This window comes from Superficieibacter sp. HKU1 (assembly GCF_029319185.1).
Taxonomy (GTDB): Bacteria; Pseudomonadota; Gammaproteobacteria; order Enterobacterales; family Enterobacteriaceae; genus Superficieibacter.
The window spans coordinates 2,674,877-2,700,544 of record NZ_CP119754.1; the positions used below are offsets into that span (position 1 = coordinate 2,674,877).

The window sequence follows — 25,668 nt, forward strand, 5'->3', positions numbered from 1 at the left end:
ATCTCCCTCATTTTCCTGTTACTTTTGTCCGGAATGTTGTGCCTGAAATCCGACCGCGATCATGTAATGAAAAAAAACAACACCATTTTGCCGCCTCTCTTCACCGTTCGCGATGTCGCCGGGGTATATTCGTGCTTAAACGCACGACAATTCTACTTATTAAGCGATCCTTTATCACCGTGAGCGCACCGTAAATAATGAATATGCTGGAAAAAATTCAGTCTCAACTGGAACACCTTAGCAAATCCGAGCGTAAAGTGGCGGAAGTTATTCTTACCGCCCCTGCACAGGCCATCCATTCCAGCATCGCGGCGCTTGCGGTGGAAGCCGGCGTCAGCGAGCCGACCGTCAACCGCTTCTGCCGCAGCATGGATACCCGCGGCTTTCCCGATTTTAAATTGCACCTTGCGCAAAGCCTTGCCAACGGGACGCCCTATGTGAATCGCAATGTGGATGAAGACGACAGCGTCGAGTCCTATACCGGGAAAATATTTGAATCAGCCATGGCCAGCCTCGATCATGTGCGTCAGTCTCTGGACATGGCCGCCGTCAACCGCGCCGTCGATCTACTGACCCAGGCCAAAAAAATTGCCTTCTTTGGGCTGGGTTCTTCCGCTGCCGTCGCCCATGACGCGATGAATAAATTTTTCCGCTTTAACGTCCCGGTCGTTTACACCGACGACATTGTTCTGCAACGCATGAGCTGTATGAATTGTAGCGATGATGATGTCGTAGTGTTGATTTCCCACACCGGCCGCACCAAAACGCTGGTCGAACTGGCAGAGCTGGCGCGTGAGAATGACGCCATGGTCATTGCGATTACCTCGCCAGGTACGCCGCTTGCCCATGAAGCCACGCTGGCTATCACCCTTGATGTACCGGAAGATACCGACATTTATATGCCTATGGTTTCCCGATTAGCGCAATTGACCGTCATTGACGTGCTGGCTACCGGATTTACCTTGCGTCGGGGGGCAAAATTCAGAGATAACTTGAAGCGTGTCAAAGAAGCGTTAAAAGAATCGCGTTTTGATAAAGCACTACATACTTATGGGGATCTCCCCAGAAAAACGATAACAAAGCTGTAACTTATTGCGTCATTCGGTTAAGTTCTTGCAGTGTTGTTTTAACGCAGAACCGCCGAATTCCTGTTCAGGCAACACCACAAATTGATTCAGTCAACGGAGTATTACATGTCCAGAAGGCTTCGCAGAACCAAAATTGTTACCACGTTAGGCCCGGCAACCGATCGCGATAATAACCTCGAAAAAGTTATTGCCGCCGGTGCTAACGTTGTGCGGATGAATTTCTCGCACGGCACCCCGGAAGACCATAAATTACGTGCCGATAAAGTTCGTGAAATTGCCGCTAAACTCGGTCGCCATGTGGCGATCCTCGGCGATTTGCAGGGCCCTAAAATTCGCGTATCAACCTTTAAAGAGGGAAAAGTGTTCCTCAATATCGGGGATAAATTCCTGCTGGATGCCAATCTGGGTAAAGGTGAAGGCGATAAAGAAAAAGTCGGTATCGATTATAAAGGATTGCCTTCCGACGTGGTGCCGGGTGACATTCTGCTGCTCGACGATGGCCGCGTGCAACTGAAGGTGCTGGAAGTTCAGGGGCTGAAAGTCTTCACCGAAGTGACCGTGGGTGGCCCACTGTCCAATAACAAAGGCATCAACAAACTGGGTGGTGGCCTTTCCGCTGAAGCGCTGACCGAAAAAGATAAAGCAGACATCGTTACCGCGGCGCAGATTGGCGTGGATTATCTGGCCGTCTCCTTCCCGCGCTGCGGCGAAGATCTGAACTATGCCCGCCGTCTGGCACGCGATGCCGGCTGCGATGCAAAAATCGTCTCCAAAGTAGAACGTGCGGAAGCCGTGGCAACTCAGGACGCAATGGATGACATTATTCTCGCCTCCGACGTAGTGATGGTTGCGCGTGGCGATCTGGGCGTGGAAATCGGCGACCCGGAACTGGTGGGTATCCAGAAAGCGCTTATCCGTCGTGCCCGTCAGTTGAACCGTGCGGTGATCACCGCGACGCAGATGATGGAGTCGATGATCACCAACCCGATGCCGACCCGTGCGGAAGTGATGGACGTGGCAAACGCCGTGCTGGATGGCACCGATGCCGTGATGCTGTCTGCAGAAACCGCTGCCGGGCAGTATCCATCAGAAACCGTCGCCGCGATGGCGCGAGTCTGTCTGGGCGCAGAAAAAATTCCGAGCATCAACGTTTCCAAACACCGCCTCGATATTGAATTCGATAACGTAGAAGAAGCGATTGCGATGTCGGCAATGTATGCGGCTAACCACACCAAAGGCGTGTCGGCGATTATCACCATGACCGAATCGGGCCGCACCGCGCTGATGACCTCGCGTATCAGTTCCGGCCTGCCGATCTTTGCCATGTCCCGCCATGAACGCACGCTGAACCTGACCGCGCTATACCGTGGCGTGACGCCGGTCTATTTTGACAGCGCCAATGACGGCGTGGTCGCCGCGACCGACGCGGTTAATCTGCTGCGCGATAAAGGTTATCTGGTGTCGGGCGATCTGGTGATCGTGACCCAGGGCGATGTAATGAGCACCATTGGTACGACGAATACGACGCGTATTTTGACGGTGCAGTAAGCAACGTTAGTTGATTCTGACCCGGTGGGATTACGCCGGGTCTTTCCCATAAAAAAGGGCCTCATCAGAGACCCTTTTTCTATTTCTTCTTCGGATACAACTCCCGCCGCCGGTACGGCTCGGTCTCGCCAGGTTTACGCGTCTTCAGCAGTTTTAAAAGCCAGGTATATTGCTCCGGATTTGGCCCTACCAGCTTTTCCACCTCTTCATTCATGCGCCGGGCAATAGTGCAATCGTCGGCGGTCAACAGGTCGTCCATCGGCGGGCGAACGTGAACGGTGAGGCAGTGCGTTTTACTGTCGTAGACCGGGAACAGCGGCACGACGCGCGCCTTACACACTTTCATCAGACGGCCCACGGCGGGCAACGTTGCTTTATAGGTACCGAAGAAATCGACGAATTCGCTCTGTTCAGGGCCGTGATCCTGATCGGGCAGATAATATCCCCAGTAGCCCTGGCGTACAGACTGAATAAAGGGTTTGATACCGTCGTTACGCGGATGTAAGCGGCCACCAAAACGTTGCCGGACCTTATTCCAGACATAATCAAAGACGGGATTTCCCTGATTATGAAACATGGCTGCAACCTGTTGCCCTTGCGATGCCATCAGCATCGCCGGAATATCCACGCCCCAGCCGTGCGGTACCAGTAAAATAACTTTTTCATTGTTGAGCCGCATCTCATCAATGATTTCCTTCCCCTGCCAGAGAATACGATCCTGCACCTTTTTTGCTTTACGCAATGCCAGCTCAGCCATAAGGACCATTGCCTGCGGCGCGGTCGCGTACATATCGTCAATAATCGCTTCACGCTGCTGTTCGCTCTTTTCAGGAAAGCAATAAAGCAGATTAATCTGCGCACGGCGGCGGGCGCTCTTACCCAGCCTTCCTGCCAGACGTCCCAGCTTGCCTAAAAGCGGATCGCGAAAGGCCGGAGGGGTCAGGGCGATACCTGCAAAGGCAAAAATGCCCAGCCATGCCCCCCAGTAACGCGGGTGCAAAAAGCGTTTCTCATAGGTTGGAATAAATTCACTATTGTTTTTCTTAGGTTCCATGCACGTTCCGGTCTGAGAAGTGACGTCAGAAATAATGTCTTAGTGTAGCGAGGCTGTGGGTGACGCACAAAAGAAAAAGCCGGTGCGCTGAGGTCACCGGCTTTATATGACTGCTTTTTAATCAAAACGCAGTTGTGGCATCACCTCTTTAACCTGCGCCAGATAATCAGTACGATCTTTGCCGGTCAGGCCCTCGGTGCGCGGCAGCTTCGCCGTCAACGGATTCACCGCCTGCTGGTTGATCCATACTTCATAGTGCAGGTGTGGACCGGTAGAGCGTCCGGTATTGCCGGAGAGGGCTACGCGATCGCCACGTTTAACTTTTTGCCCCGGTTTAACCAGCAGTTTACGCAGGTGCATATAGCGGGTGGTATAGGTACGGCCATGGCGGATCGCCACATAATACCCTGCCGCCCCGCTGCGTTTTGCCACCACGACCTCACCGTCACCGACGGCGAGCACTGGTGTTCCCTGCGGCATCGCAAAATCGACGCCACGATGCGGAGCAATGCGCCCCGTCACCGGGTTCAGGCGACGCGGATTAAAGTTGGAAGACACGCGGAACTGACGTGACGTCGGGAAGCGCAGGAAGCCCTTCGCAAGCCCGGTACCGGTACGGTCATAGAACTTACCGTCTTCTGCGCGGAAAGCGTAATAATCTTTACCATCAAGGCTCAAACGGACGCCAAGAAGCTGGCTTTGTTCGGCTTTCCCGTCCAGCATTTCACGCGACATCAGAACGGCAAACTTATCGCCTTTCTTCATTTTGCGGAAATCCATCTGCCACTGCATCGCTTTCACTACCGAACTAACTTCGGCACTGCTCAGCCCTGCGGCCTTCGCGCTGGCAATAAAACCTGATCCAACGGTTCCTTTCAGGCTACTGTTAACCCAGTCGCCCTGCTGCAGCTCGCTGCTCATTTTAAAACCGTTGGCGGTACGATCGTACGTGCGGGTTTCGCGGCGGGACATTTCCCAGGTCAGACGTTGTAAATCGCCGTCAGCCGTCAGCGTCCAGGAAAGCTGTTGACCGATTTTTAAATTACGCAGCTCTTTATCAGATGCGGCAAGCTGAGTGATATCTCCCATATCAATACCGTACTGATTTAACACGCTGCTCAGGGTATCGCCGGTTGAAACCACGTATTCATGTACGCCGGATTCGTTACCGATTTTGTCATCCAGCTCATCCTGCGGGATGGCTTCATCTTCCTGCGGTGCCTGATCGATAGGTTCACTGGCTTCGGGAAGCAGCGACCTGACCTCATTTTTCTCCAGCTCGATAACTTTAACAATCGGCGCGGACTGAGGATGGTAGACGTAGGGTCGCCAGACGGCGACCGCTAATGTGAGAACAGTAAGCGACCCCAGCATGACGCGATGAGGTCGGGGCAGATTATTAAATGCCAGGGCGACAGAGCGGGCTATCTGTTGCACGTATTCACTTCCTCGTTAATCTCCTTTCAGGCAGCTCGCATACTGATTCGCAAGCTGGGTCAGGAACTGGCTATAGCTCTCTTTACCCAACTTGATACTGGTGCCAAGAGGATCCAGCGTTCCCATTCGAACGGAGGTGCCTCTGGCGACCGCTTCAACGACCGCTGGCCTGAACTGTGGCTCAGCAAAAACGCAGGTTGCTTTTTGCTCAACCAACTGTGTTCTGATTTCATGTAAACGCTGAGCACCGGGTTGAATTTCGGGATTCACGGTAAAATGGCCAAGCGGGGTCAGCCCATAATGTTTTTCGTAATAGCCATAGGCATCATGGAATACGAAATAACCTTTACCCTTCAACGGTGCCAGCTCAGTACCCACCTGCTTATCGGTAGCGGCGAGTTGCGCCTCGAATGCCTGCAGGTTGGCGTCAAGTTTGGCTCGACTTTGCGGCATAAGTTCCACTAATTTTTCATGGATTGCAACCGCACTGGCCTGGGCGATCTCCGGGGACAACCATAGATGCATGTTATAATCCCCGTGATGGTGATGATGGTCACTGTTTTCACCATCATCATGATCGTGATCGTGCTCATCGCCATCATCGTCTGACCCTTTTTGCAGCAGCGGTTTCACCTTTGCCAGCTCAGCAATAGTGACTTTTTTTGCCTCCGGCGTACCCTTAACGGATTTGGTCATGAACGCTTCCATATCCGGCCCAATCCAGACCACTAAGTCTGCGTTTTGTAAGCGTTTTACATCGGAAGGACGCAGAGAATAGTCATGCTCGGAAGCACCATCCGGCAGTAAAACTTGCGTGTCTGTTACGCCGTCAGCAATGGCTGAAGCAATGAAACCCAGTGGTTTGATCGAAGCGACTACCGCAGCATCCGCACGCTGTGCTGCGCTACCCCAAAGTGCTACGGATAAAGCAGCGAAAAGAAACGTATTTTTATGTAACATAATGCGACTTATAATCATAATGGATAGGTGAATTGTGATATTATAACATTCATCATCTTGTGCAACCTTTAATTGAAATGACAAATCTAATCACTCTGGAAAAGGTCTCCCTCTCCTTTGGGCAACGCCGCGTACTGTCGGATGTCTCACTAGAGTTGAAAAGTGGGAAGATCCTGACGCTGCTTGGCCCTAACGGCGCAGGTAAGTCCACGCTGGTGCGCGTGGTGCTGGGACTGGTAGCACCTGACAGTGGCGTCATCAAGCGAGACGGCAAGCTGCGTATTGGCTATGTGCCCCAAAAATTACACCTCGATGCTACCCTGCCGCTGACCGTTAAACGGTTTATGCGTCTGCGCCCGGGAACCCATCAGGATGATATTTTGCCTGCGCTTAAACGCGTTCAGGCAGCTCATCTTATCGACGCCGCCATGCAAAAACTGTCCGGCGGCGAAACACAGCGCGTGTTACTGGCCCGTGCCCTGCTCAATCGCCCTCAACTGCTGGTCCTTGACGAACCCACGCAGGGCGTGGACGTTAACGGCCAGGTGGCGCTTTACGATCTTATCGATCAGCTGCGTCGTGAACTGGATTGTGCCGTGCTGATGGTGTCCCACGACCTGCATCTGGTGATGGCAAAAACCGACGAAGTGCTGTGCCTTAACCAGCATATTTGCTGCTCAGGAACGCCGGAGGTGGTGTCATTACATCCGGAATTCATTTCGATGTTCGGCCAGCGCGGCGCGGAACAGCTTGGCATCTATCGCCATCATCATAATCACCGCCACGATTTACAGGGCCGTATTGTATTGCGCCGGGGAAACGGACACTCATGATTGAACTTTTACTGCCCGGCTGGCTGGCCGGAATAATGCTCGCCTGCGCCGCCGGTCCGCTGGGATCGTTCGTGGTCTGGCGGCGAATGTCTTATTTTGGCGATACGCTGGCCCACGCCTCGCTGCTTGGCGTGGCGTTTGGCCTGCTGCTGGATGTGAATCCGTTTTATGCGGTTATTGTGGTGACGCTGTTGCTGGCCGCGGGGCTGGTGTGGCTGGAAAAACGTCCGCATCTGGCGGTGGATACGCTGCTCGGCATTATGGCCCACAGCGCCCTTTCGCTGGGCCTGGTAGTGGTCAGCCTGATGTCGAATATCCGTGTCGATTTGATGGCTTATCTTTTTGGCGATCTGCTGGCGGTTACGCCGGAAGATCTGATCGCTATCGCGGTGGGGGTTGCCGTGGTGCTGGGCATTTTGCTCTGGCAATGGCGCAATCTGCTGTCAATGACCATCAGTCCGGACCTGGCGTTTGTCGACGGGGTGAAGTTACAGCGGGTTAAGCTGCTGCTGATGCTGGTAACGGCGCTGACCATTGGCGTGGCGATGAAATTCGTCGGTGCGCTGATTATCACCTCACTGCTGATTATTCCGGCGGCGACCGCGCGTCGATTCGCCCGTACGCCGGAACAAATGGCCGGGGTGGCCGTCGGCGTGGGGATGATAGCCGTGACCGGCGGTTTAACCTTCTCTGCCTTCTACGATACGCCTGCAGGGCCGTCAGTAGTATTGTGCGCCGCATTGCTGTTCGTGTTTAGCATGATGAAGAAAACGGCGCAGTAACCCTTGCCTTCTTCCCCGGTGGCGCTGCGCCTACCGGGGTCACGCTATTTTTTCAGGCTGGACAGGGCACGGTTAAGGCCCACTTTACGGCATTTGCGGTGGCGTAATACCGAAGTGATCCCACGCCCGCACCGTTGCCATACGGCCGCGCGGCGTGCGCTGTAAAAAACCCTGCTGGATCAAATACGGCTCCAGAACATCTTCGATTGTTTCACGCTCTTCACCGATGGCGGCCGCCAGATTATCCAGCCCTACGGGTCCGCCGAAGAATTTGTCCAGCACCGCCAGCAGCAGCTTACGGTCCATATAGTCAAAACCTTCCGCATCAACGTTCAGCATATCCAGCGCCTGGGCAGCAATCTCCGCCGAAATAGTGCCGTCATGACGTACTTCAGCAAAATCACGAACGCGTCTGAGCAGGCGGTTGGCTATACGCGGCGTGCCGCGCGCCCGGCGGGCCACTTCCAGCGCGCCCTCTTCGCTCATTTCCAGCCCCATAAACCGCGCACTGCGACCGACGATATATTGCAGATCCGGCACCTGATAAAACTCCAGACGCTGCACAATCCCAAAGCGGTCGCGCAGCGGTGATGTCAACGAACCGGCGCGGGTGGTCGCCCCAATCAGCGTAAACGGCGGCAAATCGATTTTAATCGAACGCGCAGCCGGTCCTTCGCCGATCATGATATCAAGCTGATAATCTTCCATCGCCGGATAGAGCACTTCCTCCACCACCGGCGACAAACGATGAATTTCATCGATAAACAGCACATCGTGCGGTTCAAGGTTGGTCAACATCGCGGCCAGATCGCCCGCTTTTTCCAGCACGGGTCCGGAGGTGGTACGCAGGTTAACGCCCATTTCGTTCGCGACAATATTTGCCAGCGTGGTTTTTCCCAGGCCCGGCGGACCAAAAATCAGCAGATGATCGAGCGCTTCGCTACGCAGCTTCGCCGCCTGGATAAAAATCTCCATTTGCGAACGTACCTGCGGCTGGCCGATATATTCTTCCAGCAATTTAGGACGAATAGCGCGATCCGCAACGTCTTCAACCAGGGTATTGCCTGCTGAAATCAGGCGATCTGCTTCTATCATTGTTTACCTCATAGCGCCGCGCGCAGCGCTTCGCGGATCAGTGTTTCGCTGCTGGCATCCGGACGGGCAATTTTGCTCACCATCCGGCTGGCTTCCTGAGGTTTATAACCCAGCGCCACCAGCGCAGCAACGGCTTCCTGCTCTGCATCCTCAGTCGCCGGGCTTGCCGGAGAGGTCAATACCAAATCCGCCGCCGGGGTGAACAGATCGCCGTGCAGCCCTTTAAAGCGGTCTTTCATTTCGACAATCAGGCGTTCGGCAGTTTTTTTACCAATACCCGGTAGTTTCACCAGCGCCGCCGGATCTTCACGCTCAACGGCATTAACAAACTGCTGCGCCGACATACCGGAGAGGATCGCCAGCGCCAGTTTCGGCCCGACGCCGTTGGTTTTAATCAGCTCTTTAAACAGGGTGCGTTCCTGTTTGTTATTAAAGCCGTACAGAAGCTGAGCATCTTCACGCACAACGAAATGCGTAAAGACAATGGCTTCCTGCCCGGCGTCCGGCAGCTCGTAGAAGCAGGTCATTGGCATATGCACTTCATAGCCTACGCCGCCCGTCTCCAGCAGCACGATCGGGGGTTGTTTTTCGAGAATAATGCCTCTGAGTCTGCCTATCACGTAACGCTCCTGCGTTGATGGCTCACAATGTCAGCGTGTATCATACAAAAAAGGCTGGATAGATATCCAGCCGAAAAACGGGTTATTACGATTTTTGTCCTGTTCACTCACAGATCGAGTTTCCTGCGCCCTTTTCGGCTTCGTACATGGTAATTGGCGCATTTTATCATCGCTTTTTTACCGCCCGAAACAACGGCTTCCAGCGTCGTGTTGCTGGCTCGCAGACGATAGTGGCCCTTACGGATAAACTGCATGGCGTCTTCTGCAAGTCGCGTTTCGAACAGCAGATGAAACGACTTATTGTAAACGCGATATAGCTGCGGTTCTTCGGGCACAGAAAAACGCCGCTGCTTAAATTTGAGCATTAACATCGTTAAAAAAATAAAGCCGAGAACGGCCCATACCGTGATGACCGCCGGCAGATGACTGTCATTAAAAAAAATATTCTTACAGGGTTTGCCGATCTGTGGATTTTCCGGGACAACATGGACGCATTCAACGGCTGAAGGCTTCTCACGCTCATCGTCTGCATGATAGACATAGTCTTTATTCTGGCTGTACCAGGTGATGTCATAATCATAGCGCGCTGAGCAATCTTCCCTGCCACGGAAGTGAGTACAGGTGTCAGTCATTCGCCGCTCGGCGCTGCTGGTATAAACTACGTTCGAAACGATCCCGGTGGCGATACGGGCATGATGATGGTGCTGGTATTCGGTGAATACGCTATAGCCGGTAAACATCAGCCATAAAATAAGAAATATTTTTTTCAGGGTTCTGACGTTCATACTGGCTTTGCTGCTCCGGAATTATACTGGTGAAGTATAGTTTTGCATTATCATCGAAACATAACAATGTGTTAGTAAAAGATCCATTGATCGCCGGGGCTGACTGCCAGTCACCGCCTGCACGCATAAAACCATGGGATTGCGCCCAATAGCAAGGTGCCATGGCTTAAATAATCGGTGATATATATAGCTTCAAAAGAAACTTTTAAATATATCAACCTGATAATTCCCGGCACGATATCGCATTGAAATATTTCCGCCAACAATTAATAATACACATTCATTTGAATTTCTCATGCCTGTATCAAACTCAACCATTGTAATAATTGAATCTTTATTTAATCATATTGATCTTTTGCATTATCAGGCAGATGTTTGCCTTCAAATTATTAATTCAGAGAATGACATGATGACTATTCATTATCCAGCCAAATTTGAAACCGGCGATATTGTTTTCACCTGTATTGGCACCGTATTATTCGGGCAAATTTCAACCGCGTCGCTCTGCTGGAGCAATCACGTTGGTATTATTATTGGACACAACGGTGAGGATTATTTGGTCGCCGAAAGTCGGGTTCCGCTCTCGACCATTACCACCCTCTCCCGCTTTATTCAGCGCTCCGCAGAGCAGCGTTACGCCGTACGGCGATTGCAGGGGGGACTCTCGGACGAGCAAAAGCGGTTGATTGTAGAACACGTCCCCGCCCGCCTGCATAAGCTCTATCACACCGGCTTTAATTATGATTCTCCACGCTAGTTCTGCTCAAAGTTTGTGTTCGATATTTATAAAGAGGCGCTATGTATTCCTGTCGGCGAAATTGAGACGTTCGGGAAACTGCTGCACAGTAACCCTGACGCAAAGCTGACGTTCTGGAAATTCTGGTTTCTCGGGACCATTCCGTGGGAGCGAAAGACTGTCACGCCAGCAAGTCTGTGGCACCATCCGAATCTGGATCTTATATATGATAGCCGCCTGTATTAGCGCAGCCTTCCTCGCGCCAGATTCAGCCGCGATTCACTCATTTGCATCGCATTCTGACTAACGTGGCAGTGAGTGATAGCGATAGCCAGCGCATCGGCGGCGTCGGCCTGAGGGTTAGCGGGGAGTTTTAAGAGCGTGCGCACCATATGCTGCACCTGACTTTTCTCCGCGCTGCCCGTTCCCACAACCGTCTGCTTCACCTGCCGGGCGGCATATTCAAACACCGGTAAATCCTGATTCACCGCCGCGACGATGGCCACACCGCGCGCCTGGCCCAGCTTCAGCGCCGAGTCGGCATTCTTCGCCATAAACACCTGTTCAATGGCAAAAAAATCGGGCTGGAACTGGGTGATAATTTCCGACACGCCTGCATAAATCAGCTTCAGGCGTGACGGCAAATCATCGACTTTGGTGCGAATGCATCCGCTGCCCAGGTAAGTTAATTGCCTGCCCACCTGGCGGATCACGCCATAGCCGGTAATGCGCGAGCCGGGGTCAATACCGAGAATAATCGACACGCTATGCCCCCTGCCCGCAGGCGTTTAACAGCGCCATCACAGGGTCGCCGCCACCTCATCAGAGATTTCGCCGTTGTGGTAGACTTCCTGCACGTCGTCACAGTCTTCTAGCATGTCGATCAGGCGCAGCAGTTTCGGCGCGGTCTCGGCATCCATGTCAGCTTTGGTCGACGGGATCATGGAGACTTCTGCTGCGTCCGCTTTGATACCTGCTGCTTCCAGCGCATCGCGTACGGCCCCCATCTCTTCCCAGGCGGTATAGACGTCAATAGCACCATCGTCGAAGGTGACAACATCTTCAGCACCCGCTTCCAGCGCCGCTTCCATGATGGCATCTTCATCACCAGAAGCAAAAGAGATCACCCCTTTTTTGCTGAACAGGTACGCCACTGAACCATCCGTGCCCAGGTTACCGCCGGTTTTGCTGAAGGCATGACGCACCTCTGCAACGGTACGGTTACGGTTATCGGACAGGCACTCTATCATCACCGCCGTGCCGCCAGGACCGTAACCTTCATAAATGATGGTTTCCATGTTCGCGCCTTCGTCACCGCCCACGCCACGTGCGATGGCTCGGTTGAGGGTGTCACGCGTCATGTTGTTAGACAGCGCTTTATCAATCGCCGCGCGCAGGCGCGGGTTTGAGCCAGCATCTCCGCCGCCCAGACGGGCTGCCGTTACCAGCTCACGAATGATTTTGGTGAAAATTTTACCGCGCTTAGAATCCTGTGCCGCCTTGCGGTGTTTGGTGTTGGCCCATTTACTATGACCTGCCATAAATCTCTCTCCACGAAACTGCCTGTTCAGGCGGTATGAATAATAAATTCTTCAATCGCCTGCCGGTTACTCCACGACTTGGTTAATGCAGCCGCAGCGGGCGCATCAAGCCAGCGGTAGGTCAGATGTTCGGTAAACACAATCTGCCTTTCGTGAGGCAGCGCAAGACAGAACCAGGATTCCATATTGCGCTCAATCCCCGGCGCATAGCGATGACGTAAATGACTGAAAATTTCAAACTCCACCGTGCGCTGACAGTCGAGTAAGGTCAGTTGCTCGGCGGCAACATCAATGGTGACCTCTTCATTTACTTCACGCACGGCGGCCTGCCACGCGGTTTCTCCCTCTTCCAGGCTGCCGGTTACCGACTGCCAGAAATCGGGATCGTCGCGTCGCTGCAACATCAGCACCCGCTTCGTGTCCCGGGCGTAGATCACCACAAGGACAGAAACGGGACGCTTATAGCGCATATTACGTATTCTCCGGTGACTCTTTCTTGATCACGTCTATACCCAGCTCGGTCAGCGCAGCCTGATTGGCGAAGCTTGGCGCTTCGGTCATCAGACAGGCGGCAGCGGTGGTTTTCGGGAACGCGATGACGTCACGGATGTTGTCGGTGCCGGTCAGCAGCATGGTCAGACGATCCAGACCAAACGCCAGGCCCGCATGCGGCGGCGTGCCGTATTTCAGGGCGTCCAGCAGGAAGCCGAATTTTTCGCGCTGCTCCTGCTCGTTAATGCCCAGAATGCCAAACACGGTTTGCTGCATATCGCCGCGGTGAATACGCACGGAACCACCGCCCACTTCATAGCCGTTAATGACCATATCGTAGGCGTTCGCCACCGCGTCTTCCGGTGCGGCTTTCAGTTCATCAGCCGTCATGTCCTTCGGCGAGGTGAACGGGTGATGCATCGCCGTCAGGCCGCCTTCACCGTCATCTTCAAACATCGGGAAGTCGATGACCCACAGCGGAGCCCATTTGCTCTCGTCGGTCAGGTTCAGATCTTTACCCAGTTTGAGACGCAGCGCGCCCAGCGCATCGGCAACCACTTTCTTGTTGTCGGCACCGAAGAAAATCATATCGCCGTCTTGTGCGCCGGTACGTTCCAGAATCGCTTCAACAATGTCGGCATTCAGGAACTTGGCGACCGGGCTGTTGATACCTTCCAGACCTTTTGCGCGCTCGGTCACTTTGATATACGCCAGGCCTTTCGCACCGTAGATTTTGATGAAGTTGCCGTAGTCGTCAATCTGCTTACGGCTGAGCGTTGCACCGCCCGGCACGCGCAGCGCGGCAACGCGACCTTTGGCATCGTTAGCCGGACCGGCAAAGACGGCAAACTCAACGTTTTTCAGCAGGTCGGCAACGTCGACCAGTTCCATCGGGTTACGCAGATCGGGTTTATCAGAACCGTAACGACGTTCGGCTTCAGCAAAGGTCATTACCGGGAAGTCGCCCAGGTCAACGCCTTTTACGTCCTGCCACAGACCGCGCACCAGAGCTTCCATCACCTCACGCACCTGCGGCGCGGTCATGAAGGAGGTTTCCACGTCGATCTGGGTGAATTCCGGCTGACGGTCAGCACGCAAGTCTTCGTCACGGAAGCATTTAACAATCTGGTAGTAGCGGTCAAAGCCGGACATCATCAGCAGCTGTTTAAACAGCTGGGGAGACTGCGGCAGCGCGTAGAATTTACCTTTATGAACGCGCGAGGGCACCAGATAGTCGCGCGCGCCTTCCGGCGTGGCTTTGGTCAGCATCGGGGTTTCAATGTCGAGGAAACCGTGGTCGTCCATAAAGCGGCGCACCAGGCTGGTAATTCTGGCGCGGGTTTTCAGGCGCTGCGCCATTTCCGGGCGACGTAAATCGAGGTAGCGGTATTTCAGACGCGCTTCTTCGGTATTCACGTGATTGGAGTCGAGCGGCAGCGATTCTGAACGGTTGATGATGGTCAGCTCGGTGGCAAACACTTCCACTTCACCGGTCGCCATCTCTTTGTTGGTGTTTTTTTCGTCACGCGCACGCACGGTGCCCGTGATCTGGATGCAGAACTCATTACGCAGTTCAGAGGCCAGCTTGAAAGCCTCGTCACGATCCGGATCGAAGAAAACCTGAACGATGCCTTCGCGGTCGCGCATATCAATGAAGATAAGGCTGCCAAGATCACGACGACGGTTGACCCAACCACACAGAGTCACCTGCTGCCCCACGTGGGACAGTCGAAGCTGTCCGCAATATTCTGTACGCATGAGATATCCCTTAACTTAGCCGCAGGCTGGTTGTCGCCTGCCGTGCAGGCAATACTGTCGCAGCTTGAGCTGAATGTCACAACTGGATGAAAAAAGGGGGCTATTATACTGGAATTTCTGCCTCGCGATAAGTCCGATACGCACTGGAAGCGCGTTTGCTGCGCGGTTATTGCGTATTCTCACAAAAATTAACAAAATTTGGCGCGCTGACCGCGTAGGATTAACGGCTCACGTCATAAATTATGGGGAAGAATATGCTGGAATTGAACGCGAAAAAAACGGCACTGGTGGTGATTGATTTGCAGGAAGGTATTCTACCGTTCGCGGGAGGCCCCTATGCGGCTGACCAGGTGGTCGATCGCGCCGCCCAGCTGGCGGCAAAATGCCGTGAGCAGGGTTCGCCGGTCGTACTGGTTCGCGTCGGCTGGTCCGCTGACTTTGCCGAAGCACTAAAACAACCGGTTGATGCGCAAGCGGGCGGCGGAGTGCTGCCGGACAACTGGTGGCAGTACCCCGCCGCGCTTGGCAAACAAGACGGCGATATCGAAGTCACAAAACGCCAGTGGGGCGCGTTTTACGGCACCGATCTGGAGCTACAACTGCGCCGTCGCGGAATTGAGACTATTATTCTTTGTGGTATCTCCACCAACATCGGCGTGGAATCCACCGCCCGTAACGCCTGGGAACTGGGTTTTAATCTGGTGGTGGTTGAAGATGCCTGTAGCGCCGCGAGTGCCGAACAGCACCAGGGCAGCATGAGCCATATTTTCCCGCGCATTGGCCGAGTGCGCAGCACTGAGGATGTTCTTAACGCCCTATGATTTACATTGGTCTGCCGCAGTGGTCGCACCCAAAATGGGGACGGCTGGGAATTACCAGCCTTGAAGATTACGCCCGCCACTTTAACTGCGTGGAGGGCAATACCACGCTCTACGCGCTGCCAAAAGCAGACATCGTCGAGCGCTGGCGCGAGCAGACCCATGATAATTTCCGCTTTTGTTTTAAATTTCCGGCCACCATTTCTCATCAGGCCGCGCTGCGCCACTGTGACGACCTGACCGATGAATTTTTGCGCCGCCTGTCACCGCTGGCGGATCGCATCGGCCAGTACTGGCTACAGCTTCCGGCAACCTTTGGCCCGCAGGATCTCCCGGCGCTGTGGCATTTTCTTGACAGCCTGCCCTCGACCTTCACCTATGGCGTTGAGGTGCGGCATCCGGAATTTTTTGCCAAAGGCGATGCCGAGCTGCAATTCAACCGGGGACTTCATGAGCGCGGGGTCAACCGCGTGATCCTCGACAGTCGTCCGGTACATAGCGCGCTGCCCCACAGCGAAGCGGTGATTAAGGCGCAAAACATGAAGCCTAAAGTGCCGGTTCATGCGGTCGTGACCGCCAGCGATCCGATGGTAAGATTTATCGGCAGTGACGATATGGCGCAGAATCAGGCGCTTTTTGCAGAATGGCTGAAATTACTGCCGCAGTGGCAGGAAACCACCACGCCGTGGCTTTTTTTGCATACGCCTGACATTACTTTTGCCCCGGAACTGGTCGATACGCTTTGGCCCGCCTTGCGGGCGGCGCTCCCTACTCTTGGCGACGCTCCCGCCATCCCGCAACAATCTTCTCTTTTCTGATGGCAGCGCCTGGCTTAGACTGTGCGGCATGCCTGCCTGAAAGGAAATGTGTATGGTAAGCGCGCTGTATGCCGTACTGGGTGCGTTGTTGTTAATCAAGTTTTCGTTTGATGTCGCACGGCTGCGTATGCAGTATCGCGTTTCCTATGGTGACGGCGGATTTAGCGAACTGCAAAGCGCTATCCGCATTCAGAGTAATGCGCTGGAATACATTCCTGTTGCGCTGGTGCTCCTGCTGTTCATGGAAATGAACGGCGCGGAAACGTGGATGGTTCACGTCTGCGGTCTGCTGCTGCTGGCAGGACGATTGCTGCATTATTACGGGCTGCACCAGCGGCTGGGTCGCTGGAAACGGTTGGGCCTGAGCGCCACCTGGTGCTCGCTGTTGCTAATGGTGCTGGCTAATCTCTGGTATATGCCGTGGGAGTTGGTTTTCACCCTCCATTAGCGCACAATACGCCACTTTTTTTATTTTAGGTTTTAACGTTATGTCTGATCGCGACACGCTTTTTTCTGCGCCTATCGCCAGCCTCGGTGACTGGACCTTTGATGAACGGGTAGCCGAAGTCTTCCCGGATATGATCCAGCGCTCGGTTCCCGGTTACTCTAATATCATTTCGATGATCGGCATGCTCGCTGAACGTTTTGTTCAGCCGCAGACGCAGGTGTACGATTTGGGCTGTTCGCTCGGTGCTGCCACGCTCTCTATTCGCCGTAATATTGCACATGAAGGCTGTCAGATTATCGCGATTGATAACTCACCCGCGATGATTGAGCGCTGCCGCCGTCATCTTGACGCGTATAAAGCGCCCACGCCGGTTAACGTCATTGAAGGCGATATTCGCGACGTGAAAATTGAAAATGCCTCAATGGTCGTGCTGAATTTTACCCTGCAATTTTTGGCTCCCCCTGAGCGTCAGGCATTGCTGGACAACATTTATCAGGGACTGAATCCCGGCGGCGCGCTGGTGCTGTCGGAGAAATTCAGTTTCGAAGATGCGACCGTTGGCGAATTGCTGTTCAATATGCATCACGACTTCAAACGCGCCAACGGCTACAGCGAACTGGAGATCAGCCAGAAGCGCAGCATGCTGGAAAACGTAATGCTCACCGATTCGGTGGAAACCCATAAAGCGCGTCTGCGCCAGGCCGGTTTTGAGCACAGCGAACTGTGGTTCCAGTGCTTTAACTTTGGCTCGCTGGTGGCGCTGAAGGCCGGGGTTGCGGCATGATCGAGTTCGGAAGTTTCTATCAGCAAATCGCCAAAGGCCCGCTGGCACACTGGCTGGAAACGCTGCCTGCGCAAATCGCCAGCTGGCAGCGCGAATCGCAGCACGGGTTGTTCAGGCAGTGGACCAACGCCGTTGAATTTCTGCCGGAGCTGTCACCCTATCGTCTTGACCTGCTGCACAGCGTCACTGCCGAAAGCGAAACGCCGCTCAGTCAGGGCCAGTTGACGCGCATTGAAACTCTGCTGCGTAACCTGATGCCGTGGCGTAAAGGTCCGTTTTCGCTTTATGGCGTGGACATCAATACCGAATGGCGCTCCGACTGGAAATGGGATCGCGTTCTGCCGCACCTTTCCGATCTCAGCGGGCGCACTATTCTCGACGTCGGCTGCGGCAGCGGGTATCACCTGTGGCGGATGATTGGTGCTGGCGCGCAGATGGCGGTCGGCATTGACCCGACGCATTTGTTTCTCTGCCAGTTTGAAGCGGTGCGTAAGCTGCTGGGCGATGACCGACGCGCGCATCTGTTGCCGTTAGGGATTGAGCAGCTTCCGGCGCTCAACGCCTTTGATACCGTCTTTTCGATGGGCGTCCTGTACCACCGCCGCTCGCCGCTGGAGCACCTGTGGCAGCTTAAAGATCAGCTGGTTAAAGATGGCGAGCTGGTGCTGGAAACGCTGGTGGTGGAAGGCGACGAGAACACCGTGCTGGTGCCGGGCGATCGCTACGCGCAAATGCGCAACGTCTATTTTATTCCTTCCGCCCTGGCGCTGAAAAACTGGCTGGAAAAATGCGGTTTTGTTGACGTACGCATCGCCGACGTTTCTGTCACCACCTGCGAAGAACAGCGTCGTACTGACTGGATGATCACCGAGTCGCTGGCCGACTTCCTCGATCCGAATGACAGTCAAAAAACGGTCGAAGGATACCCCGCGCCGCTGCGCGCGGTGCTGATTGCCCGCAAACCCTGAAGATAAAAAAAGGCCCCTGTAAATGCAGGGGCCTGGTACAAGCAAGCATCATATGGGCGACATGATGCGCGGTAAAAATCGTTAATGCTGTTGGCTGAAACGCGTGATAATCGCCTTCATCTCTGCTACCGACTCTCGGTTAACGACGTAACGCTGATATTCATCCGCGTTCGGGTCCGTCGACATAGATAATCCAGGATTACGGTAGCGCATTGTGGAGGGAACCCATCCGCCAGCGGAGCTATGGACCTCTTTAACACCTGCGTTGAGAAACGTTTCGAGATTGCCAGCGCGAACGCCGGATCCGGCCATAATGATTGGAACACGGGAACGGGCAATAAGTTCCGCAATTAATGAAACTCCTTTTTCCGCATTAGCCTGTTGACCAGACGTCAGGATGCGCGCGACCCCAAGTTTGTTAAGGTTATCAAAAGCCTGAACGGGATCGGCACACATATCAAACGCCCGGTGAAAAGTGACGGACAGCGTGCCAGCCGCGTCCATTATTTGCGCCATCCGGGGTAAATCGACATTGCCGTCTTCATCCAGCACGCCGATCACCAGTCCGGGAAACCCCAGCTCACGCACGGTACGGACATCTTCCAGCATGGTGGAAAACTCGTCGTCACTGTAGCAAAAGTCTCCCCCGCGCGGTCGGATAATGGGATGAACCGGTATACTCACCTGCTGGCGAACCGATTTCAGTACCCCGAATGAAGGCGTCAATCCCCCTTCCCGCGGCGCGGCGCAAAGTTCGATGCGGTCCGCGCCGTGTTGCTGGGCGGCAATCGCGCACTCCAGGCTGTAACAACAAATTTCCAGCAGCGCCATAGGTTCTCCTTTAGTCCTTTACGGGTGTAAGTAAGCGATAGTGCAGAAGCTGCCGCGTGTGCCAGCCTGCTAAAATCAGCACCGTGGTCAGCGCGCCGAGCAGCGCACAAAACATATCCGACTGGGTATCCCACGGATCGCCCTGGGTGCCGAGAAAATCATCCGCGCCCTGCCCCATCGCCAGCGCGGCCCACCACTCAATCAGTTCATAGGTGGCGCTGATTGCCAGCGCAATGCAGCAGACGATAAATGCCAGCATTTTCTTGCCGCGGATAATCTGCCCACGCAGCAGGATCTCCCGCGCCGCCAGCGCCGGAACCAGCCCCTGAAAAAAGTGCCCCAGCTTATCGTAAGGGTTACGGCTCAGACCAAACCACGCCTGAACGTCGAAACCTATCGGCACTTTGGCATAGGTATACATTCCGCCGACAATCAGGATGATGGCGTGGAAAAAAATCAGAATATAAAGCAGCGGCGTCAGCGGATAGCGCCGCTGCGTCAGGAGCAATAGCGGAATAACGATAATCACCGGCGTCACTTCCATTAGCCATGTCGCGCCATCGTGGGTCGCCACCCCGGTATAGACCAGGATAAGTAACAGGATCAGCACGCCGGTTTTCATCATCAGCGGAGTTAGCGTCGGGGTCATTGCGGTTCCATCAGTGGCAAAAGAGGTTAACTATCAACCCTGCATGAAAAATTTTCAATCCTCTGTCTGCGTTTCGCTGGCAACGATGGCCTCAATTGACCACGGATGAAATTTGATGGTGATCTTACCGTCGGTAACCGCCAGCGTGGGGTTAGGCAGACGTTCATTATCGCCCTTCGGCGAACTGGTTTTCACCGCAATCCCAGGTTGACTAAGCCCGTCATCAGACAGCAATGCCAGCGCGCGGGCATTCAGCGTTTCCGGTGCGCCCGGCAGCACAATTTCAATATGTTCCCAGCCCTCATGCGGATAACGTTTTTCGCCGGGCCAGGGCAGCTCCACCACCGTGAAGCGCCAGGTGCCGACCTCAACAGGTTCCGCCAGTTTGAAAAGACAGATGGGGCGGCCATTGATGATATTCTCTGACAGTAATGCGCCACACTTTTCAAAACCGCGCCGCCAGCGTTCCGCAGTGGTATTTTGATGGCAGCGCAGCGAAATATGATCGGCGTCCAGCGGCGTAATATCCAGCCCCAGGCGGGCGCTGAGTTGTGTCAGCGCCTGGGTGAAACGCGGTAGGTCCGCGCAAATATCCTGCAATTCTTTTATTGTCTGCCAGTGGGCCATGGTCGTCGCCTGCAATTATCTGTAAAACCGCTAATTTACCCTGTCACCCCTGGCGAACCAACCTTTGATTAGCGTGTGCTGACGCTCCCTGGCAAATGCAGTATAATGACGGGCTAATTTTTCTCATGTCGGCGCGGCGCGGTATATTCCACGACGCCACGCCATCAACGTAAGGTATTCCGGTGAATATTCAGGCTCTTCTCTCAGAAAAAATCAGCCAGGCGCTGATTGCGGCAGGTGCTCCCGCCGATTGCGAACCTCAGGTTCGCCAGTCGGCTAAAGTGCAGTTCGGCGATTATCAGGCAAACGGCGTTATGGCCGTCGCCAAAAAACTGGGCATGGCACCGCGACAACTGGCAGAACAGGTTCTGACTCATCTCGATCTTAACGGTATCGCCAGCAAAACCGAGATTGCCGGGCCGGGCTTTATTAATATCTTTCTGGAACCCGCATTCCTCGCGGGACTGGTAGACGATGCGCTGAAATCTGAACGTCTGGGCGTCGAACAGCCGGAACCACAGACCATCGTGATCGACTACTCCGCGCCAAACGTGGCGAAAGAGATGCACGTTGGTCATCTGCGTTCAACCATCATCGGTGATGCAGCGGTACGTACTCAGGAGTTTCTCGGCCATCACGTGATCCGCGCTAACCACGTCGGTGACTGGGGCACGCAGTTCGGGATGCTGATCGCGTATCTGGAAAAACAGCAGCAGGAAAACGCCGGTGAGATGGCGCTGGCGGACCTCGAAGCGTTTTACCGCGACGCCAAAAAACATTACGACGAAGACGCTGAATTCGCCGAGCGCGCGCGTGGCTACGTGGTCAAGCTTCAGGGCGGCGACGAATACTGCCGCGAGATGTGGCGCAAGCTGGTGGACATCACCATGGCGCAAAACCAGATCGCCTATCAGCGCCTGAATGTTACGCTGACCCGCGATAACGTGATGGGTGAAAGCCTGTATAACCCAATGCTGCCGGGCATCGTGGCCGATCTGAAAGCCAAAGGGCTGGCGGTCGAGAGCGAAGGCGCGACGGTGGTTTTCCTTGATGAATACAAAAACAAGGAAGGCGAACCGATGGGCGTGATCATCCAGAAAAAGGATGGCGGCTACCTTTATACCACCACCGACATCGCCTGTGCCAAATACCGTTACGAGACGCTGCATGCCGATCGCGTGCTGTATTATATCGACTCCCGCCAGCACCAGCATCTGATGCAGGCATGGACCATCGTGCGCAAAGCGGGCTATGTGCCGGCGTCCGTGCCGCTGGAACACCACATGTTCGGCATGATGCTCGGCAAAGACGGCAAACCGTTTAAAACCCGCGCGGGCGGCACGGTGAAACTGTCCGACCTGCTGGACGAAGCGCTGGAACGCGCCCGCCGCCTGGTGGCCGAAAAGAACCCGGAGATGCCTGCCGACGAGCTGGAAACCCTGGCAAATGCGGTCGGTATTGGCGCGGTAAAATATGCCGATCTGTCGAAAAACCGGACCACTGACTATATCTTCGACTGGGATAACATGCTGGCCTTTGAAGGCAATACCGCGCCGTATATGCAGTATGCCTATACCCGCGTGCTGTCCGTTTTCCGCAAAGCGCACATTGATGAGCAGCAACTGCTGAATACCACGGTGCGCATCCGTGAAGATCGTGAAGCCCAGCTGGCGGCCCGCCTGTTACAGTTCGAAGAAACCATCACCGTGGTGGCGCGTGAAGGCACGCCGCACGTGATGTGCGCCTACCTGTACGATCTCGCCGGCCTGTTCTCTGGCTTCTACGAGCACTGCCCAATCCTCACCGCGGAGAGCGAAGAGGTGCGTAACAGCCGCCTGAAGCTGGCGCTGCTGACGGCGAAAACGCTGAAGCTGGGTCTGGATATGCTGGGAATTGAGACGCCAGAACGGATGTGATATCAGTCGGATGGCTCTGCTTTTCGCAGGGCCATTTCATTTTTATAGCAGCGGCTTTTGACAAGCGTGAGCAATTTTTATTAATTTTCCGTTGTCTTTCAGCCAGACGAATCTCTCATCTATATCAACGATTTCCCAGTCATAAAGTTCATCATAAAAACTTTTAAGATGGGGGCGGACCAGGCGGCTGAAACAGGGGCGTCGTAAAAATTTTTGCCAGCGATACTGGTAAATATTGACGTAAATATCAGCATATTCCTGATTGCCATAACCAAATGTTTCATCGTATGTTTTTTGTATAGTGAAATTATTTGCGTTGATACTCACCGCATAGTTATCAACCCATCTAAACGCAATCGTTTTATAATAGCTTTCTATAACCGTTATCGAATGGAAAATGAACCAAACGAATAACGCACAGAGAGTATATCGCCATAAGGATCTCATATAGTTCAGTTCCATCGGATAAAATCTTGCGGAAGGATATAGCCCTTATTCCCAATTTCAATATTACCGTCTGTTTTACAGACTATTTTGCTCCACTCTTTTTGTGCGCTTCGCTTATCAGCGACGACGGCAATCGGTTTTGAATAATTTAACCAGTAATTATCGAATATACTGGTTAAAAGTGCGTTATAAACTTGTGCACGTAATATATATCGTCCATCTTCCAGTTGTTCAGTATACAGATAGAACCCCAAATATTTTTCCCAAACCTGCTGTTGTATTAAATCCCTTCCATAACACCACTTTATAGCTATAATCTCATTAGTTTTAAGCAACTCATCTTTAATGACGACACATGACAGCATAGCCGCTGCAAAGATAAAAATGAAAATTAAATCTATAATTTTTTTTATTATATTCATGATAATTTAAATCGTCCCTTCCAGCCAGGTATATTGTTCAGAAAATTTCCCCCATATATTATATTCTCTGGCAAGCCCTAACTGGTGATAGCGGCCAAAATCATTGTCAGTCACTGGAGATAATAAACCAACGCGCTGCCCTTTATTCCAGTTATAGCGATCAAATAAGACAAACTCAAATATTAACTGATACTGATAGCGTGCGCGATTGTGGGTTCTACCAAATTTGTCATAAAAATAAAATGCCTTTAAAGAACTAGCCACCTCCTTATAATATAATTTTCCTTTTCCCCAAAACTGATATCCTCCTATTGCAAGAAAAAGATCTTCATTGCTTCTTATAAAATTACCTTGACCAACAGATGATGAAGTTATGTCGTACCATTTTTCAGGTGGATTGCTCAGTGATATTTTTTCGCAAAAACGTTTGGCTTTGATAAGCTCACGATTAAATATAGTGTTCAAATCTAAAGAAACATCCATGAAATATTGCATGGCTTTTTTCTCATAAAATATATCTTCGGGATCAGATCGTAATCCTCCATGATTTTCAAAATAGTGTTTAAGATGACTGGTCGCAACAGGATAGCGCACTTTAATATAATTGCCATCTTTGTTAAGGTATTGCAGGATCCTTTCAACCTCTGCAGTCTTTCTGATTTTTTCAAAACTTAACAGTAATGATTTAAACATCGACCATACATGCCCGTTTGTATGCTCTGAGCAAAGTGTACACCACGGGCCGGAACCATAGTCTTCGATGTAGTGGGGGTCATCCTTCCCGAGTTTATAGTCTGGCATTGATAAGATTCCATTATCCTGTATCAGGAAAAACAGCATGTGCTTTTGCAATAAGTATTGCAACAGAATTTCATGAAAACCTTCTATAAAAACCTTACCATTATTTTAAAAGAGAAAATATTTAACTTATCAATGCAATAACTAATTTCTATCCGCTTTTAATACATAACTATGATTTATGATTATTAACTTTAAATATTTAGTAAATATATCTTTGCAAAAAAAGCCAGTCAGTTTCCTGACTGGCTCATTCACCCTGCAAAAGTATCAAAAATACTTACGCAAATACTCCGTCAGGCACAAATTCGCCATCGCCTGCCCATAAGGCATCGAGGTCAGCGGGATCTGGCGATAAAAATCCAGATCTGACCCCATACCCGTACCGAAAGAGGTTTGCAGCAACTCCCCTTCCGGCGAAATGTGCGCCACAATCCCTTTAATCGCTTTCTCGGCGATCTCTGCATACTCCGGTCCAACGTAGCGTTTACGCACTGCCTTCAAAATACCATAGGCAAAACCGGCGGTGGCTGACGCTTCCAGGTAGGAGTGCGGATCGTCCAGCAGTGTATGCCACAGGCCGCTGTCGTCCTGGCATTTCGCCAGCGCGGCGATCTGCGCGTTCAGGACCTGCACCAGATAACGGCGCACCGCATTGTTGGCTGGCAAGTCCAGCAATTCGAGGAAATCCGGGATCACAATGGTTAACCAGCTGTTGCCACGCGCCCAGCGGGCGTTAGCAAAGTTATGGTGTCCGTCATAATTCCAGCCGTGGAACCACAAGCCGGTTTCCCGATCTATCAGGTTCTGCACGTGAAGCAGGAATTGATAAGTCGCCTCTTCAACGTACTCCGGCCGATTAAGTAATTTACCGATTTTCGCCAGCGGCAGAACGGTCATCATCAGCGTGTCGTCCCACATCTGCTGATGGTTCTCTTCCGCCAGGGTGATGTGCTGCATTCCACCGTGTTCGGTGCGCGGCATCTCGTACATAGCCCATTCCGCCCACGTCTCCAGCCATGGCAGATACGCCGGGTTGTGACTCTCCTCATAGCGATAGGCCAGTGTCAGGAACGGGGCCATGGTATTGACATTTTTGGTGGTCGCGCCCTGGGCAAAACGGTCGGCGAACCAGGCGTCGATAATATCACGCATCTCAAGATCGCCCGTTTGCTGGTAATATTGCCAGATACCGTACAGACCTACGCCGTGCGTCCATTCCCATCCGGCCCAGCCCTTAGTGTCGATCACCCGCCCGTCATCCAGCCGCAGCAGAAATTCACCGCTTTCATCATGAATATTGACCAGATTGTGGGTCACTTTCTGGATCAGCGCCTGAAGTTCCTCCTTGCTGATAAAACGCTCTGGCTGACGGAGTAACGCGCTATGTTTGACAGGCCAAACCTTCATATC

The 25,668-nt window shown here is 53.0% G+C and carries 27 protein-coding genes and 1 pseudogene; 11 read left to right on the top strand and 17 right to left on the bottom strand.

Annotated elements, in window-relative coordinates:
• Nucleotides 1-197: 197 nt before the first annotated feature.
• Both P0H77_RS12870 and pyk read left to right on the top strand, forming a co-directional pair.
• Nucleotides 198-1,088 carry a MurR/RpiR family transcriptional regulator gene (locus P0H77_RS12870; RefSeq protein WP_276157285.1) on the top strand — a complete coding sequence of 297 codons (891 nt, stop codon included), beginning with the start codon at nt 198-200 and terminating at the stop codon, nt 1,086-1,088.
• A 105-nt stretch (nt 1,089-1,193) separates the two neighbouring features.
• On the top strand, nt 1,194-2,636 hold the full coding sequence (pyk, locus tag P0H77_RS12875) for a pyruvate kinase (RefSeq protein ID WP_276157286.1): 1,443 nt from the start codon (nt 1,194-1,196) through the stop codon (nt 2,634-2,636).
• A 79-nt stretch (nt 2,637-2,715) separates the two neighbouring features.
• Here pyk and lpxM read toward each other — a convergent pair whose 3' ends face one another.
• From lpxM to znuA, 3 genes are all read right to left on the bottom strand, one after another.
• Nucleotides 2,716-3,690, bottom strand: coding sequence for a lauroyl-Kdo(2)-lipid IV(A) myristoyltransferase (gene lpxM, locus P0H77_RS12880; protein ID WP_276157287.1), 975 nt, complete (start codon nt 3,688-3,690; stop codon nt 2,716-2,718).
• Nucleotides 3,691-3,807: 117 nt separating this feature from the next.
• Nucleotides 3,808-5,127 (bottom strand): murein DD-endopeptidase MepM, encoded by a 1,320-nt coding sequence (gene mepM / locus P0H77_RS12885; protein ID WP_276157288.1) that lies wholly within the window; start codon nt 5,125-5,127, stop codon nt 3,808-3,810.
• A gap of 15 nt (nt 5,128-5,142) precedes the next feature.
• Entirely contained in the window at nt 5,143-6,087 is a 945-nt protein-coding gene (gene znuA / locus P0H77_RS12890; RefSeq protein WP_276165123.1) for a zinc ABC transporter substrate-binding protein ZnuA, read from the bottom strand.
• 77 nt (nt 6,088-6,164) lie between these two features.
• On the opposite strand from znuA, the gene znuC reads away from it, so the two are divergent.
• Both znuC and znuB read left to right on the top strand, forming a co-directional pair.
• On the top strand, nt 6,165-6,920 hold the full coding sequence (gene znuC / locus P0H77_RS12895) for a zinc ABC transporter ATP-binding protein ZnuC (RefSeq protein ID WP_276157289.1): 756 nt from the start codon (nt 6,165-6,167) through the stop codon (nt 6,918-6,920).
• The gene (znuB, locus tag P0H77_RS12900; RefSeq protein ID WP_276157290.1) at nt 6,917-7,702 is read left to right on the top strand and encodes a zinc ABC transporter permease subunit ZnuB; all 786 of its coding nucleotides are present in this window, start codon (nt 6,917-6,919) and stop codon (nt 7,700-7,702) included. The genes znuC and znuB overlap by 4 nt, the downstream gene beginning before the upstream one ends.
• An 84-nt stretch (nt 7,703-7,786) precedes the next feature.
• Here the strand turns inward: znuB and ruvB are convergent, their stop codons facing one another.
• From ruvB to P0H77_RS12915, 3 genes are all read right to left on the bottom strand, one after another.
• Nucleotides 7,787-8,797, bottom strand: a complete 1,011-nt coding sequence (gene ruvB / locus P0H77_RS12905; RefSeq protein ID WP_276157291.1) for a Holliday junction branch migration DNA helicase RuvB — start codon at nt 8,795-8,797, stop codon at nt 7,787-7,789.
• A gap of 8 nt (nt 8,798-8,805) precedes the next feature.
• Complete coding sequence (ruvA, locus tag P0H77_RS12910) at nt 8,806-9,417, bottom strand: Holliday junction branch migration protein RuvA (protein WP_276157292.1); 612 nt, start codon at nt 9,415-9,417, stop codon at nt 8,806-8,808.
• A gap of 107 nt (nt 9,418-9,524) precedes the next feature.
• The gene (locus P0H77_RS12915; RefSeq protein ID WP_276157293.1) at nt 9,525-10,202 is read right to left on the bottom strand and encodes a hypothetical protein; all 678 of its coding nucleotides are present in this window, start codon (nt 10,200-10,202) and stop codon (nt 9,525-9,527) included.
• Nucleotides 10,203-10,611: 409 nt separating this feature from the next.
• On the opposite strand from P0H77_RS12915, the pseudogene P0H77_RS12920 reads away from it, so the two are divergent.
• Nucleotides 10,612-11,184: pseudogene (locus P0H77_RS12920) on the top strand (YebB family permuted papain-like enzyme).
• Here P0H77_RS12920 and ruvC read toward each other — a convergent pair.
• The 4 genes from ruvC to aspS are packed head-to-tail and all read right to left on the bottom strand — an operon-like array spanning nt 11,181 to nt 14,729.
• A complete protein-coding gene (ruvC, locus tag P0H77_RS12925; RefSeq protein ID WP_276157294.1) occupies nt 11,181-11,702 on the bottom strand; it encodes a crossover junction endodeoxyribonuclease RuvC in 522 nt (173 codons plus the stop codon). The pseudogene P0H77_RS12920 and the gene ruvC sit on opposite strands and share 4 nt — an antisense overlap.
• A gap of 36 nt (nt 11,703-11,738) precedes the next feature.
• The gene (locus P0H77_RS12930) at nt 11,739-12,479 is read right to left on the bottom strand and encodes a YebC/PmpR family DNA-binding transcriptional regulator (protein WP_276157295.1); all 741 of its coding nucleotides are present in this window, start codon (nt 12,477-12,479) and stop codon (nt 11,739-11,741) included.
• A gap of 26 nt (nt 12,480-12,505) precedes the next feature.
• Nucleotides 12,506-12,958 carry a dihydroneopterin triphosphate diphosphatase gene (nudB, locus tag P0H77_RS12935; protein WP_276165124.1) on the bottom strand — a complete coding sequence of 151 codons (453 nt, stop codon included), beginning with the start codon at nt 12,956-12,958 and terminating at the stop codon, nt 12,506-12,508.
• Entirely contained in the window at nt 12,951-14,729 is a 1,779-nt protein-coding gene (gene aspS / locus P0H77_RS12940; protein WP_276157296.1) for an aspartate--tRNA ligase, read from the bottom strand. The genes nudB and aspS overlap by 8 nt, the downstream gene beginning before the upstream one ends.
• Before the next feature lie 254 nt (nt 14,730-14,983).
• Here aspS and P0H77_RS12945 point away from each other — a divergent pair, with 254 nt between their 5' ends.
• Genes P0H77_RS12945 through cmoB form a run of 5 tightly spaced genes read left to right on the top strand, consistent with a single transcriptional unit; the run spans nt 14,984 to nt 18,565 of the window.
• Nucleotides 14,984-15,550 (top strand): hydrolase, encoded by a 567-nt coding sequence (locus tag P0H77_RS12945; protein WP_276157297.1) that lies wholly within the window; start codon nt 14,984-14,986, stop codon nt 15,548-15,550.
• Nucleotides 15,547-16,365 (top strand): DUF72 domain-containing protein, encoded by an 819-nt coding sequence (locus tag P0H77_RS12950; protein ID WP_276157298.1) that lies wholly within the window; start codon nt 15,547-15,549, stop codon nt 16,363-16,365. Before P0H77_RS12945 ends, P0H77_RS12950 begins: the two co-directional genes overlap by 4 nt.
• 52 nt (nt 16,366-16,417) lie before the next feature.
• The gene (locus P0H77_RS12955; protein WP_276157299.1) at nt 16,418-16,813 is read left to right on the top strand and encodes an MAPEG family protein; all 396 of its coding nucleotides are present in this window, start codon (nt 16,418-16,420) and stop codon (nt 16,811-16,813) included.
• Nucleotides 16,814-16,853: 40 nt separating this feature from the next.
• Nucleotides 16,854-17,597 carry a carboxy-S-adenosyl-L-methionine synthase CmoA gene (cmoA, locus tag P0H77_RS12960; RefSeq protein WP_276157300.1) on the top strand — a complete coding sequence of 248 codons (744 nt, stop codon included), beginning with the start codon at nt 16,854-16,856 and terminating at the stop codon, nt 17,595-17,597.
• Nucleotides 17,594-18,565, top strand: coding sequence for a tRNA 5-methoxyuridine(34)/uridine 5-oxyacetic acid(34) synthase CmoB (gene cmoB / locus P0H77_RS12965; RefSeq protein ID WP_276157301.1), 972 nt, complete (start codon nt 17,594-17,596; stop codon nt 18,563-18,565). Before cmoA ends, cmoB begins: the two co-directional genes overlap by 4 nt.
• Before the next feature lie 81 nt (nt 18,566-18,646).
• On the opposite strand, the gene cutC is transcribed toward cmoB, so the two are convergent.
• The 3 genes from cutC to P0H77_RS12980 are packed head-to-tail and all read right to left on the bottom strand — an operon-like array spanning nt 18,647 to nt 20,672.
• Nucleotides 18,647-19,396, bottom strand: coding sequence for a copper homeostasis protein CutC (gene cutC, locus P0H77_RS12970; protein WP_276157302.1), 750 nt, complete (start codon nt 19,394-19,396; stop codon nt 18,647-18,649).
• A gap of 10 nt (nt 19,397-19,406) precedes the next feature.
• The gene (locus tag P0H77_RS12975; RefSeq protein ID WP_276157303.1) at nt 19,407-20,045 is read right to left on the bottom strand and encodes a DUF2238 domain-containing protein; all 639 of its coding nucleotides are present in this window, start codon (nt 20,043-20,045) and stop codon (nt 19,407-19,409) included.
• A gap of 54 nt (nt 20,046-20,099) precedes the next feature.
• Nucleotides 20,100-20,672, bottom strand: coding sequence for a VOC family protein (locus P0H77_RS12980; RefSeq protein WP_276157304.1), 573 nt, complete (start codon nt 20,670-20,672; stop codon nt 20,100-20,102).
• Nucleotides 20,673-20,854: 182 nt separating this feature from the next.
• Between P0H77_RS12980 and argS the strand changes: the two genes are divergently transcribed.
• Nucleotides 20,855-22,588: an arginine--tRNA ligase gene (argS, locus tag P0H77_RS12985; RefSeq protein WP_276157305.1), complete on the top strand. Its 1,734-nt coding sequence runs from the start codon at nt 20,855-20,857 to the stop codon at nt 22,586-22,588.
• 42 nt (nt 22,589-22,630) lie between these two features.
• On the opposite strand, the gene P0H77_RS12990 is transcribed toward argS, so the two are convergent.
• The 4 genes from P0H77_RS12990 to P0H77_RS13005 all read right to left on the bottom strand — a co-directional run bounded on the left by P0H77_RS12990 (nt 22,631) and on the right by P0H77_RS13005 (nt 25,665).
• Nucleotides 22,631-23,050: a hypothetical protein gene (locus tag P0H77_RS12990; RefSeq protein ID WP_276157306.1), complete on the bottom strand. Its 420-nt coding sequence runs from the start codon at nt 23,048-23,050 to the stop codon at nt 22,631-22,633.
• Complete coding sequence (locus P0H77_RS12995) at nt 23,041-23,457, bottom strand: hypothetical protein (RefSeq protein ID WP_276157307.1); 417 nt, start codon at nt 23,455-23,457, stop codon at nt 23,041-23,043. Before P0H77_RS12995 ends, P0H77_RS12990 begins: the two co-directional genes overlap by 10 nt.
• Nucleotides 23,458-23,463: 6 nt before the next feature.
• On the bottom strand, nt 23,464-24,258 hold the full coding sequence (locus P0H77_RS13000; RefSeq protein ID WP_276157308.1) for a hypothetical protein: 795 nt from the start codon (nt 24,256-24,258) through the stop codon (nt 23,464-23,466).
• A gap of 267 nt (nt 24,259-24,525) precedes the next feature.
• The gene (locus P0H77_RS13005; protein ID WP_276157309.1) at nt 24,526-25,665 is read right to left on the bottom strand and encodes a glycoside hydrolase family 105 protein; all 1,140 of its coding nucleotides are present in this window, start codon (nt 25,663-25,665) and stop codon (nt 24,526-24,528) included.
• Between the last annotated feature and the right edge of the window lie 3 nt (nt 25,666-25,668).